11 protein-coding genes are annotated in these 13,501 nt (G+C 38.1%); 8 read left to right on the forward strand and 3 right to left on the reverse strand.

Translation table 11 applies throughout. The features are described from left to right. Positions 1 to 18: 18 nt before the first annotated feature. From H6G57_RS22845 to H6G57_RS22855, 3 genes are all read left to right on the forward strand, one after another. Positions 19 to 384 carry a hypothetical protein gene (locus tag H6G57_RS22845; RefSeq protein ID WP_190522806.1) on the forward strand — a complete coding sequence of 122 codons (366 nt, stop codon included), beginning with the start codon at positions 19 to 21 and terminating at the stop codon, positions 382 to 384. A 72-nt stretch (positions 385 to 456) separates the two neighbouring features. Further along, the gene (locus H6G57_RS22850; protein ID WP_190522808.1) at positions 457 to 693 is read left to right on the forward strand and encodes a CsbD family protein; all 237 of its coding nucleotides are present in this window, start codon (positions 457 to 459) and stop codon (positions 691 to 693) included. A 239-nt stretch (positions 694 to 932) separates the two neighbouring features. Next, the gene (locus H6G57_RS22855) at positions 933 to 3,194 is read left to right on the forward strand and encodes a CHAT domain-containing protein (protein WP_190522810.1); all 2,262 of its coding nucleotides are present in this window, start codon (positions 933 to 935) and stop codon (positions 3,192 to 3,194) included. A gap of 6 nt (positions 3,195 to 3,200) precedes the next feature. Here H6G57_RS22855 and H6G57_RS22860 read toward each other — a convergent pair whose 3' ends face one another. Next, complete coding sequence (locus tag H6G57_RS22860; RefSeq protein ID WP_190522812.1) at positions 3,201 to 3,572, reverse strand: hypothetical protein; 372 nt, start codon at positions 3,570 to 3,572, stop codon at positions 3,201 to 3,203. Between the two features lie 205 nt (positions 3,573 to 3,777). On the opposite strand from H6G57_RS22860, the gene H6G57_RS22865 reads away from it, so the two are divergent. The 4 genes from H6G57_RS22865 (at position 3,778) to H6G57_RS22880 (ending at position 10,458) form a co-directional block, all read left to right on the forward strand. Next, positions 3,778 to 4,824: a MoxR family ATPase gene (locus H6G57_RS22865; RefSeq protein WP_190522814.1), complete on the forward strand. Its 1,047-nt coding sequence runs from the start codon at positions 3,778 to 3,780 to the stop codon at positions 4,822 to 4,824. Beyond that, complete coding sequence (locus H6G57_RS29190; protein ID WP_242049065.1) at positions 4,821 to 9,758, forward strand: SAV_2336 N-terminal domain-related protein; 4,938 nt, start codon at positions 4,821 to 4,823, stop codon at positions 9,756 to 9,758. The genes H6G57_RS22865 and H6G57_RS29190 overlap by 4 nt, the downstream gene beginning before the upstream one ends. 251 nt (positions 9,759 to 10,009) lie before the next feature. Continuing rightward, positions 10,010 to 10,219, forward strand: coding sequence for a 2-oxoisovalerate dehydrogenase E1 subunit beta (locus H6G57_RS22875; protein ID WP_190522816.1), 210 nt, complete (start codon positions 10,010 to 10,012; stop codon positions 10,217 to 10,219). Further along, positions 10,216 to 10,458, forward strand: a complete 243-nt coding sequence (locus tag H6G57_RS22880) for a type II toxin-antitoxin system HicA family toxin (RefSeq protein ID WP_190522818.1) — start codon at positions 10,216 to 10,218, stop codon at positions 10,456 to 10,458. The genes H6G57_RS22875 and H6G57_RS22880 overlap by 4 nt, the downstream gene beginning before the upstream one ends. 10 nt (positions 10,459 to 10,468) lie before the next feature. On the opposite strand, the gene H6G57_RS22885 is transcribed toward H6G57_RS22880, so the two are convergent. Continuing rightward, a complete protein-coding gene (locus H6G57_RS22885) occupies positions 10,469 to 10,924 on the reverse strand; it encodes a DUF433 domain-containing protein (RefSeq protein ID WP_190522820.1) in 456 nt (151 codons plus the stop codon). 170 nt (positions 10,925 to 11,094) lie between these two features. On the opposite strand from H6G57_RS22885, the gene H6G57_RS22890 reads away from it, so the two are divergent. After that, positions 11,095 to 11,682, forward strand: a complete 588-nt coding sequence (locus H6G57_RS22890; protein ID WP_190522821.1) for a Uma2 family endonuclease — start codon at positions 11,095 to 11,097, stop codon at positions 11,680 to 11,682. Between the two features lie 285 nt (positions 11,683 to 11,967). Here the strand turns inward: H6G57_RS22890 and gnd are convergent, their stop codons facing one another. Further along, a complete protein-coding gene (gene gnd / locus H6G57_RS22895; protein ID WP_190522823.1) occupies positions 11,968 to 13,389 on the reverse strand; it encodes a decarboxylating NADP(+)-dependent phosphogluconate dehydrogenase in 1,422 nt (473 codons plus the stop codon). Positions 13,390 to 13,501 lie beyond the last annotated feature (112 nt).

The following is a 13,501-nucleotide window of genomic DNA, read 5'->3' on the forward strand; positions in this document are numbered from 1 at the left end:
GTTTAATATACAACGACCATGAAAGTTCAGACCTCTGTTTTTGCAGCACTTTTGTCTTTGACCGTTCTGGCTACTGCCAATGTTGCTAAAGCAGACACCGTAAAAGCTCGCTGTGATGTTTATCCCAAAGGAGAAGATAAAGCATCATCTTCTGGTCTATGTACCTTTTCTCAGCGTCAAGGTGTCGTTGGCATTCAACTCCAGAATGGCAAACGCTACGACTTGCGCCCGGTAGGTGATGAACCCGGTAACTATGTAGACCAAAATGGTAAATCTGCCTATCGTCAAGCTGGTTTGGACGACAAAGGGCAAATTTATCGGTTAGCCAATGAATCAATTTATATCTATTGGGATACGGCTCCCTACTCCAATTCAACTCGCTAACCTACTATTTTGAACCATTTTCTGTTTAAATTTTGACAAATCACTTTACTATCCTTTAAGGAGGAAATAGTTATGAGTATGGAAGATAAAATCAAAGCTGCGGCTACCAATGTCGAAGGCAAATTAAAAGCGGCTGCGGGTGAGTTGACAGGCGATAACCAACTGAAAGCAGAAGGAGAAGCCAAACAATTACAAGCAGAGGCTATGAATGCAGCAGCCGATCTCAAAGACAAAGCTAAAAACGTTGTTGATGACTTAAAAAATGCAGCTAACAATGCACTCGATAGCGTCAAAAAGAAATTGGATTAGTTAAGAAAATTAGATTATAAATTGATAATCCCCTATTGAGTGCATAGCTGAATGGGGGATTTTGGTAAGTGCGAAGAAACTTATTTTGACAAAATTGCGATCGCTAGAACTAAGTTATTTTATTGTTTTTGGCTATCCCATTGGATTATAATAATTAAAGGTCAACTATCGAGATTATTGATTAAACTAGAATCAATGCGATCGCCTGACTCAAATATTAACTAGACAAGGCTGTAGGGATGGAAAAGTTAGTCATCATCAAAATTGGGGACGGCGACTTTCAACAGGGGTTTCCAGTAACATTATATATTGGGAAACAAGGCGATCACTTTTCCCCTAGTTGGGACGGAAAACTGCCTCCAGAACCCCAACTTCCTGTATTATATAGTGAGTGGCAGTCGGAGTATCCCCGCTATTACAAGTATTTTATAATACAGACAATCAATCAAAAATCTGAAGATTTAATTAACGCATTAAATAATTGGCTCAACTCAGAAACATTTCGCACTATTAAAGACAAGTTACTACACAAGTTGGATGAAAATGATACTGTGCAGATGATTATTCAGACGGAAGATCCGATATTGCGACGACTACCTTGGTGTCAGTGGAATTGGTTTGAGGGTTACACTAAAGCTGAAGTTGCGATTAGTTTACCCAACAATGATCTCCCCTCTCAAGAAGTGCAACCTAAACCCAAAGTCAGGGTATTAGGGATTTTAGGCGAGTGTTCTCATCCTAACACAAGTATTGTGATTGATACTAATCCAGATCAACAGTGTTGGGAGAATTTATCGAATGATGCTGAAATAGTATTTTTAGAAGAACCGACCCGACAAGAATTTAATCAAAAACTTTGGGATAAAAACGGATGGGATATTTTATTTTTTGCGGGACATAGTTGGAGTAACCCCGATGCAACTACCGGAGAAATGAAGCTCACCCATAATAATAATGTAACCATACGCGATTTAAAGTTAGCTCTAAAAAAAGCAATTGAACGGGGGTTACAGTTAGCGATTTTTAACTCCTGTGATGGGTTAGGACTTGCACGGGATTTGGCAGAATTACACATCCCCCAAATAATTGTAATGCGAGAACCTATTCCCGATTTAGTCGCGCAAAAATTTCTGGAATATTTTCTCGAAGCCTTTTCTAGTGGCAAATCTTTATATATTGCGGTGAGGGAAGCACGGGAACAATTACAGGGATTAGAAAACCAATATCCTTGTGCGTCTTGGTTGCCTGTTATTTGTCAAAATCCGACCGTAAAACCTGTTAGTTGGAAAGGATTTAATCAATCCCTTACATCTTTGTTAGTAGGAAAAGATATTTCTCAATCTATTAATAATTTTGATTTAGCTTGGTTTTGTTCTCTTGTAAAAGATAAAAATCTTGATCAGACTATTAGAAAGGCATATCAAAACTCTTTACCTTCCGTTTTAAAATCCGATTTAAAATTGTGGAGCTTGGAAAGCAATAATATTAAACAAATATTACAAATACTTGCAGGATTTAAAAGATTACCTCAGTTTTTGAATCATCTGATTCAAGATGAAAATGTACCCGAAGAAATTCGGAGTAAATTGAGTGATTTAAAAATCGAAGAAATGCTACTTGTTAGCAGTGATAAACTCCTAGAATCCTATTTAATTGTTACCCTTAAACCTGCTGAGGATAATTCTAAAGAATTTTTACTGAATGCTTGGTTAATTATGGATGACTCAGTACCATTAGATAATAACCCCTATCGGTTTTTACCTCTTATTGATGATGAGAATCAAAGACAACCGGAAATTAAATGTAAATCAGATAAAATTCCAGAACATTTAGACAAATTAATCAGAAAATGTGAGGAATATTTAGAAGGGAAAAAATATAACTTAACCATTGAATTTCTCTTACCGATTGATTTAATATGTCAAGAAGTAGATCGCTGGAAAATCAATGATCCATTAGTTAAAGAAATACCTGTAGGATTTAGGTATCCAATCAGATTAAGATCACTAGAACGTCAGGAGTCTGGCTATTTAAAGACTTATCAATCTAATTGGCGCAAAAATTGGGATAAAGTTAGAAATGTTTTAGAGCAAAAACCAACCCCAGAATTATTTGAACATCTTCAAGAAATAGAAAGTTTTAATAATTGGAAAAAATTAAGCCTCAGCTTAAATGAAAAAATAGGACTTAAGTTAACTTGCGCTCCTCCTCAAGCTCAAGCCAAAAGAAAGGATTTGTTTCTAGCAATTTTACAAGCTACAACACCTATAGCAATTTGGACAAGATGCAATCTTAAAAATTGCGATTTAGCAGCAGAAATAGAGAGGATTTTAACCTTAAATACCTTAAGTCGTTTGTGTGAATCTGTTCAGAAAGTTAGGGCGGAAGCTAACGCTGAAGAAAATGAGCAACATTTAGGGTTTCATTTAGCTCTAATGTGGGAAAATCCCTATCGTCTTACACCTGATGTTATGGTACAATTGATGCCACCTGGACAATAATAAGATTTATCCCATTTTTTCATAGATAGTCTGGGCATTATATACCCTTTCAAAAGACTTTTGTATGGCTAACGCTTCTTCGGGTGTACCAAAATCACTCACAGAAATCGGGAAATTTAGAGTTTCTCCATGAGCCACCTTTTTAACTAAATTCGTAATTTCAATCCCAATATGATCATTAAACTGAAAGGTTTGAGAAAACTGCTCATCTTCACTAAAGCTAGTCAACTCACGATCGCCAATTTTTGCCTTTTTTACCGTAAAAGTAAAGGTTTTTTGGCTATCTCCTAATAAAACCACAACTTCTAACCCATCTAGTTTATTTTTAGCTAAGTCAAATCGCTCAATTTTTTTAATCAATAATACTTGTGTCTTCATAATTCTTATAATATGAAATCCCATTATAGATGCTACAGATGATTCCCCCTAACCCCCCTGTAGAGACGTTGCATGCAACGTCTCTACAGGGGGGAATTTGCAGCAAACATTAAGGGATGGAATATAACTTGCCAGTTTCCTCCTGCCAAAAATTAGCCTCCTCGGTGTATAATTCATCAATATAGCAAATCTTTAAATAAAAACGATGAATAACTGGAAAATATTTAAAGGAAATAGTCAACCCCATGATGATATTAACCGCCTTCCACCTCCCCCCAGTTGGCGTAAATTTACGGGGGTAGATGAAGCAATTGTTAAAGAAATTGAACAACGTTGGCTAAAGTTTTGTCAGGGTTTAGAAAAAAATACTAGGGATGAACAACGGGGTCAAAGTTTTCGGATTCAAACTGATAACAATAATGACCGCAATAGTGTGATTAATATGGTCAATGCGGCTTTATATTTAAGACGACCTTTATTAGTAACTGGAAAACCGGGGACAGGTAAAACCTCTTTAGCTTATGCGGTGGCTTATGAATTAAAATTAGGGACAGTTTTACCTTGGTATATTACCGCCCGTTCAACATTACAAGAAGGATTATATCGTTATGATGCGATCGCTCGTCTTCAAGATGTACAAATGGGCGATAAAAGTAAAGATATCGGTCGCTATATTCAATTAGGGCCATTAGGAACAGCGTTGCTTCCTTCCCCTCGTCCCCGTGTATTATTAATTGATGAAATCGACAAAAGTGATATTAATTTACCCAATGATTTACTGAATTTATTTGAAGAGGGAGAATTTGAAATCCCCGAATTAGCTCGAATTTCTCAAGAAATAAATCAAGTAGAAGTTAGAACCTATGATGGGATAGACGTACCCATAAAAGATGGAAAAGTTCGTTGTCTAAATTTCCCCTTTATTATTTTAACGAATAACGGTGAACGAGATTTTCCTCCCGCATTTCTCAGGCGGTGTTTAAGGTTAAATATGCCTTATGATCCTGATGCAACTGCGTTAATGGAAATTGTTGAAGCCCATTTAGAGAAAGATAAATTAACGCAAGATAGAACAAAAATAGAGAATTTAATTAAAAAGTTTATAGAATTACGAGAAGGAGGAGATATTGCTACAGATCAACTTTTGAATGCAATTTATATGGTGACTCGTGAATTTAAACCCGAAGCAGCAGAAGAAAATGATCTAATTGATGTGTTAATGAAATACTTAAGCAGTGCGGAGGACAGATGATTAATCAATTAATTACTGCGTTGAGTCAAGAACTGGAATTGTCAGCCGAAGAAATAGCGGATACAATTTGGTTAGCACTGCAAATTGATCAATTTTCTTCTGAAGATATTGTTCCCACCCAACCCCCCTTAAAAAGCGGAGAGTTAGAGCAACAATCATTAAAAGAGAGTGATCCCCCCCAGCCCCCTTTAAAAAGCAGGGAGTTAGATCATCCAGAAACAGTAAAAAATCAGTCACCAGAGGAACAAAAAGCAGGTATCTACCCCCGAAATCAACAACAAACCTCAAAAACTTCGGGTTTATCTTTAAAGGTTCCTGATGCTTCTTCTCTGCGGGAACCGTTAATATTAGCACGGGCATTTAAACCTTTAATGCGTCGGGTTGCTTCCGGTCAAAAATGGGTTTTAGATGAAGTTGCGACGACTGAACAAATTGCGGAAAAAGGGATTTGGATACCTGTATTAAGACCCACATTAGAACCTTGGTTAGATTTAGAATTAGTGATTGATGAATCTATTTCTATGCAGATTTGGAGACAGACAATTAAAGAGTTAGAAAAACTGTTAAAAAATTATGGAATTTTTCGAGATGTACGAGTTTGGGGACTGATGACTAATGACAATCAACAAATACAAATTCGTCGGGGTATTGGTGCTACAACAAAGAATCAATCTCCCCGGAGTCCTAAAGAATTAATAGACCCCAGTGGGCGACATTTAGTGTTAGTTGTCAGTGATTGTGTGTCATCTTTATGGCGGAATGGAAAGGTAACACCTGTATTAGAATTATGGGCAAAACAAGGGTCAATGGCAATACTTCAAATGTTGCCTAAATGGATGTGGAAAAGAACGGCGTTAGGGAAAGCTTCAGAAGTGAAATTGCAGGGATTAAACCCAGGGGTATTTAATCAGAATTTAATTGCTCAGAAAGTGTCTTTATGGGATGAATTAGATGGGGGTGTGAAAGTTCCTGTATTTACTTTAGAACCCGATAAAGCTGGAAATTGGGCGCAAATGTTGGCAGGAAAGGGGAGTATTTGGGTATCGGGATATGTGTTTAAATTAGGTACGATTTCTGTTAAAAACGAAAGTGAGTTATTGAATTTAGCACCTGATTTCAGTGCAGAATATCGCGTGCAAGGGTTTCGGGTGACTGCTTCACCAATGGCGCGAAAATTAGCAGGATTATTAGCGTCTGCTCCTGTGATTACTTTACCGATTGTACGATTAATTCAGGAAACTTTTTTAAAAGATTCTCTACAAGTTAATGTAGCTGAGGTGTTTTTAGGGGGATTATTAAAGCCGTTATCTGAAATTAATGCGGAAACGAATCCTGATTATGTTCAATATGGGTTTATGGAGGGAGTACGGGAGTTATTGCTTGATTCTGTGCCTTCTGATTATGTGTTGACTGTAATTGATAAGGTATCGAACTATGTGGCGAAAAAACTGGGTTTATCGGTGGTGGATTTTGCGGCGGTTTTGAAGCATGAAGAACCTGTTAAAGATAGTGAGACGGCTGATCAAATTGGCTATTTTGCAACAGTTACGGCTCAAGTTTTAAGACGTTTGGGTGGGGAGTATGCGAAATTTGCTGATTCACTTGATGATCAGATTTTAGTTGATGCGAATGACCCCCCAACTGAGGAAATACAGTTAATACAATCATTGTTAGATGTTCGGGGTCAAAGTCAAGTTGTTAGAACTATTTTGCAAAATAATCAGCATTTAATCAATGAAAATTTTGTACAAACGATCAAGCAGCTTGCTACAATCATGTCCAGTGAAGGGAATGAAGATATTGCCCACTGGTTGCAAGATTTATCGGCAGAAGTTTTAGAAAATGTTGTTGAAACATCACCCTATTTAGAATTATTGCTGGAATTATTGCAAGCCATAGTCGATAGCAACAGCGATCCTCAAGTTGTTTATCCTATTTTGAGTCAGAATATTGATAAGCTAAATGACCAATTTGCTCAAGCTATGGATTCTTGGGCAAGAGCAAATTTACTAAATGTTGAGCAAGAAACTGCACAAGCTATTGCAGCAGCTATTGGAAACTTGAGTAACTCAATTCAGCAGTTTCCATTAGGAAATAGAGCAGATAACTTAGAGATTGCAATTGGTGGCTATTATATAGGATTAACGGTGTTTGAACGCTCAACCTATCCCCTATTATGGGCTAATCTCCAAAACAATTTAGGGGCTGTTTTCAGTGATCGCATCAAAGGAGAAAGGGCTGAAAATTTGGAACACGCAATCTTTGGTTATCAATCTGCTTTAGAAGTTCATACCCGTCATACATTTCCTGAAGATTGGGCAGCTACTCAAATGAATTTGGGAACTGTCTACTCTAGTCGGATTCGAGGAGAAAAGGCTGAGAATTTGGAATACGCGATCGCTTGTTATAAAAGAGTATTAACAGTCTATACCCGTACTGCTTTTCCTGAAAATTGGGCAAGTGTGCAAAATAATTTAGCGTCTGCTTATTCTGGTCGGATTATGGGGGAAAAGGCTGAGAACTTGGAAAACGCGATCGCTTCTTATTACGCTGCTTTAGAAATCTATACCCGTACTGCTTTTCCTGAAAATTGGGCAAGTGTTCAAAATAATTTAGCGTCTGCTTATTCTGGTCGGATTATGGGGGAAAAGGCTGAGAATTTGGAATACGCGATCGCTTGTTATGAAACTGCTTTAGAAATCTATACCCGTACTGCTTTTCCTCAAAATTGGGCAAGTGTCCTAAATAATCTAGGGTCTGTCTATTCTAATCGGATTAAAGGTGACAGGGCTGATAATTTGGAAAACGCGATCGCTTGTTATCAAGCTGCATTACAAGTCTATACCCGTGAATACTTTTTCCAAGATTGGGCAAGTGTGCAAAATAATTTAGGGTCTGCTTATTCTGGTCGGATTATGGGGGAAAGGACTGAGAATTTGGAACACGCGATCGCTTGTTATGAAGCTGCTTTAGAAATCTATACCCGTGAATACTTTTGCCAAAATTGGGCAAGTGTGCAAAATAATTTAGCTTCTGCTTATTCTGGTCGGATTAAAGGTGACAGGGCTGATAATTTGGAACAGGCAATCGCTCATTATGAAGCAGCATTAGAAATCTATACCCGTAATGCTTTTCCTGAAAATTGGGCAAGTGTCCTAAATAATTTAGCTTCTGCTTATTCTGGTCGGATTAAAGGTGACAGGGCTGATAATTTGGAACAGGCAATCGCTCATTATGAAGCAGCATTAGAAATCTATACCCGTAATGCTTTTCCTGAAAATTGGGCAAGTGTGCAAAATAATTTAGCGTCTGCTTATTCTGGTCGGATTAAAGGTGACAGGGCTAATAATTTGGAACACGCGATCGCTTGTTATCAAGCTGCATTAGAAGTATATACTCGTAACTTCTTTCCTCAAAACCATGCAGCAACCCTCTTTAATTTAGGAGTTGCCTATCAAAACGTATATAGTTTTCAAAACGCCTATAACACTTTCGCACAAGCCATTGATACAGTGGAATCTCTGCGAAGTGAAATTTCATCGGGTTATGAATCAAGAATAAAAATTAATGAAGAGTGGAGTAAACTTTATACAAAAATAGTAGAAGTTTGCCTAGAATTGCGTAACTATACTAGCGCTATTGAATATGCAGACCGTAGTAAAGCCCGTAACCTTGTCGAACTTATCGCCACCCGTGACGCATACCCTAAAGTCGAAATGCCCCGCTTTAGCCAAATTAAAAGAGTATTAGACCAAGAAACAGCCATTATAGAATGGTATATCTTAGAGAATGAATTTGTCACGTTTATCATCACTGCTCAAACTCAGTCGCCTATTGTCTGGAGATCATCTAAGGAAGACCTAAACAATCTGCTTGAGTTTAGCCAAAAATACTTCTCTGCTTATAGGGAAAAAGATTGGCAAGATAAGTTAGAAAATTCTCTACATGAACTATCTCAAATATTGCATTTAGATGAAATTTTAAATCAAATGTTAACTTGTCAGCGACTTTGCCTAATTCCTCATAGATACCTGCATAATTTTCCTCTTCATGCTTTACCTGTTTCCACACGATACCTTGAAAGTCAGTCTTTACTAGAACTTTTTCCTAAAGGGATTCAATATGCACCCAATTGGCCACTTTTGAGAGATACAGCCAATCGTGTGCGACCGAATTTTACTAACTTATTTGCTATTCAAAATCCTTCAGAAGATCTTGTATTTACTGACATGGAAGTAGAAAATATCCAACAATATTTTTCTAATTCGACAGTTTTACGAGGTCGTAATGCCACAAAAGAAGCAGTGATAAACTCAAAGCAACTATCATTTGCTGATTGTCTTCATATTTCTGGACATAGTTTTTTTAATTTTCAATCACCTTGGGATTCTGCAATTATTCTAGCTGATGCAGAAGAAAGTTCAGATGAAAGTCAGGTTAATCTAAGAAATAGCTATCCACGTTTCAATCTTACAAAAGTTTTAACTATTGCTGAAATTTTCAAACTCAATCTTTCTCAATGTCGTTTAGTCACTCTCTCTGCTTGTGAAACAGCTTTAGTCGATATTTCCAGTTATATTGATGAATATGTGAGTTTTCAGTCAGCTTTTTTATTGGCGGGTGCTAAAACTGTAATTGGTAGTCTATGGGTTCCAAGTGATTGTTCTACAGCTATTTTAATGATTAAATTTTATCAAAATTTATCTCAAGGTTTAACTATATCATCTGCATTAGTTCAAGCTCAAATATGGCTCAAGAATATCACAGTTGTTGAATTACAAGAGTGGACTGAGAAGTTAGATATAACTGGCAGACATCGGATGAATTCATACCAATGGATGCGAGAATTGAAAGAAATCATAGGTGATAATAAATGCCCTTTTGCTAATCCTTATCACTGGGCAGCTTTCACAGTTACAGGTGCGCTGGAGTAATCGAGCATTTCTCCGATGGAAACCTAAATAAACAGAAACCCGATTTCTAGGGCTTTGGTTTCTCGGCTGAGTTAGTTTTTGAATTGAAGCGATCGCCCAAAAATTACAAGCGCACCGAGAAACCGGGTTTCTGCGATCGCTTTTTCTGAATAACAGAAATATTGCGGAAGAAACCCGGTTTCTGAGTTTCTATAAACAGTGATAGAATTAGGGAAACTACGATTATCTTGTACCTAAAGGTTATTTAAGCCATGACGGAAATCATTTTCCTAGTAGAATCTGATGTTGAAGGGGGGTATATTGCCCAAGCATTAGGGGAATCAATTATTACCCAAGCTGATGATTTAGAAAGCTTAAAACAAGAAATAAAAGATGCTGTGCACTGTCATTTTATTGATGAAACCTTACGTCCTAAGATCATCCGACTGCATATTGTTCAGGAAGAGGTAATTGCTTCATGAAATTACCCAGAGATTTATCAGGTCAAGATTTAGTAAAAGCCCTCAGAAGTTTGGGTTATGAAGTCAGCCATCAAACCGGGAGCCATATTCGATTAACCACACAAGAACAGGGAGAACATCACATTACTATTCCGGCTCATAATCCTTTAAAAGTTGGTACATTGAATGCAATTTTAAAAAATGTGGCTAATCACTTAAAGTTAGAGCGAGAAGAATTAATCAGTCTATTATTTGATTAATTAATTAACCCTAGTCTTGATACTCGTAAAAGTCGCTATTATCAACATCAACAAATTCAGTCAAATCGCTTCTTTCTGCATAGTAAGGACGCATGATTTCAGCCACATCTTTTAAACTGAGTTTTTCAGTTTTTTCCATTTCTATATCCGCATCATCTTGATGGGAAGCGATCGCCCGATCTATTTCTAGTTTATGGGTTTCATAATAAGCCTGTACTGCGGTCAAATCCATTAAAGTTAACATCGGGAAATTTTGGATTATTTCTTGATAATCCGCTCCTTGCTGTTGTAAAGAAATTACCGTCCATACAGGTATTCTCGTATAACGAATACAAGCATGACCACCACAGACTCCTGCTGTTTTTTGAATGATTCTCGCTTGCAATTTATCTTGCAATAAGACATATTCTTCAATCTCTAAAGAATCAATTAATTGCACTAAGGAATCGATTAATTTACTGTTCATTTTTCTATAAATTGGTTACTTGTTCGCTATGTCTATCGCATTGTTAATAATCAATATACTAAGGACAAATAAATCTAATCTGACCATTGAATTAAAATACTATATTGATCTTATCACAATCAACCAAATAAGATAGTACAATAGAATCATCCCCAACCACAACGAATCAGATGACTCTTACAACCCAACGCTTTACCCTAGAAGAGTATCTTAACTACGATGACGGCACAGATAGTCTCTATGAATTAGTCAACGGAGAATTGGTTTCTATGGCATTAGGAACTGGACAACATGGTGAAGTTATCGATTTTCTAAATACTCAGTTTCGTAACGAGATTGCTAGAATAGGACGAGATTGGGTATCTAAACAAATGGTGATCGGTGTTCAATCTCCTCGTGGTGATCGCTGGGATACGGTTCGCATTCCTGATGTTGTGATTATTCCTAAAGAACAGTGGCGGAATTTGCAAAACTGCGAGGCTGTTATTCGTTTAAATGAAGCACCCCCGCTTTTAGTGGTAGAAGTTGTTAGCACTTCAACTAAAAGTGTTGACTATCGGGCTAAACGGGCTGAATATTCTGTTTTAAATATTCCTGAATATTGGATCGTTGATCCATTACAATCTAAAATTACTGTTTTTACGCTTTCTGAAGGATGGTATGATGAAGTTATTTTTATAGAAAGCGATCGCCTCATTTCTCCGACTTTTGCTGAACTAAATCTAACTGTTAATCAAATTTTTATTAGTGAAATTTAAAGTAGTAAGCCCTTCAGGGCTTTGAGGCGTGAACACCTCACTACCAAGTAGTAAGCCCTTCAGGGCTTTGAGGCGTGAACGCCTCACTACGAGGTAGTAAGCCCTTCAGGGCTTTGAGGCGTGAACGCCTCACTACCAAGTAGTAAGCCCTTCAGGGCTTTGAGGCGTGAACACCTCACTACCAAGTAGTAAGCCCTTCAGGGCTTTGAGGCGTGAACACCTCACTACCAAGTAGTAAGCCCTTCAGGGCTATACGTGAACGCCTCACTACGAAGGGTTAAAGGTTTAGTCTTTTGTCCATTCGGTGTGGAAGAATTCACCTCTGGGTTTATCTGTGCGTTCATAGGTATGAGCACCAAAATAATCCCGTTGAGCTTGGGTTAAATTCAAAGGTAAAGTAGCCCGTCGATAACTATCAAAATAGTCTAAGGACGCACTAAAAGCGGGAACTGGAATTCCAAATTGATTCGCCAAAACTAACACTTCCCGCCAAGCTTCTTGACGATCTAAAATCGTCTGTTTAAATTCCGGTGCTAATAACAAATTCGGTAAGTCAGGATTTTCGCCAAAGGCTGTTTTAATTTTATTCAAAAATCCAGCCCGAATAATACAGCCTCCTTTCCAAATTCGCGCCATTTCACCGAGATCTAAATTGTACCCAAACTCCTTAGAAGCAGCGCTTAATAACGCCATTCCTTGAGCATAGGAACAGATTTTAGAACAATACAACGCATCCCGAATTTTATTCACTAAACTGGCAATATCTCCTTGATATTCACCCGTTGGCCCCGGTAATTCCACAGAGGCGGCGACCCGTTCATCTTTATAGGAAGAAATAATCCGGCTATTGACCGCAGCGATAATAGTTGGAATAGAAACTCCTAACTCTAACGCACTCATTACTGTCCAACGTCCGGTGCCTTTTTGTCCAGCAGCATCGACAATTAAATCAACTAACGGTAAACCCGTTTCAGGATCAATTTTTTTGAAAATATCCGCCGTAATTTCAATTAAAAAAGAATTGAGTTCGTCGGTGGTATTCCATTCTGCAAAGACTTCATGAAGTTGAGCCGCATTCAACCCCGCTACATTTTTCAGCAAATCATAGGCCTCTGCAATTAACTGCATATCCCCATATTCAATGCCGTTATGCACCATTTTAACGTAGTGACCCGCCCCACCTGGCCCAATAAAGGTGACACAGGGGCCATCATCCACCTGGGCAGCAATTTTCGTTAAAATCGGTTCTAATTCTTTATAGGATGCTTCCGTCCCTCCCGGCATCAAGCTTGGCCCCCAGAGGGCACCTTCTTCGCCACCACTAACTCCCATCCCCACAAACCCTAAACCTGTGGCTTCTAGTTCCTTTGTGCGGCGTTCAGTGTCTTCATAGAGGGAGTTACCCCCATCAATAATCATGTCATCTTGATCCAGCAACGGTTTAAGCTGATCAATGACTGCATCAACGGGTTTCCCGGCTTTCACCATCACCAAAATGCGGCGTGGGCGTTCTAAAGATTGGACAAATTCTTCCAGGGTATAAGCAGCTTTGACATTTTTTCCTTGCGCCCGTTGCTGCATAAACTCATCGGTTTTTGCTCCGGTGCGGTTATAAACTGCGATCGGAAACCCATTGCGCTCGACGTTCAGCGCCAGGTTTTCACCCATGACGGCTAGACCAATTACACCAAATTTTTGCAGTGCCATAGATTTCTATTGACTGTAATATTGTGGGTTACTGAGTGCAGTAATCTTCTTACCTTAGCGTTGATTTTACTGAGTGTATAATTTAAGTCAGATTTTTTTAAAGATTGAGTAT

The organism is Planktothrix sp. FACHB-1365 (assembly GCF_014697575.1).
GTDB lineage: Bacteria > Cyanobacteriota > Cyanobacteriia > Cyanobacteriales > Microcoleaceae > Planktothrix.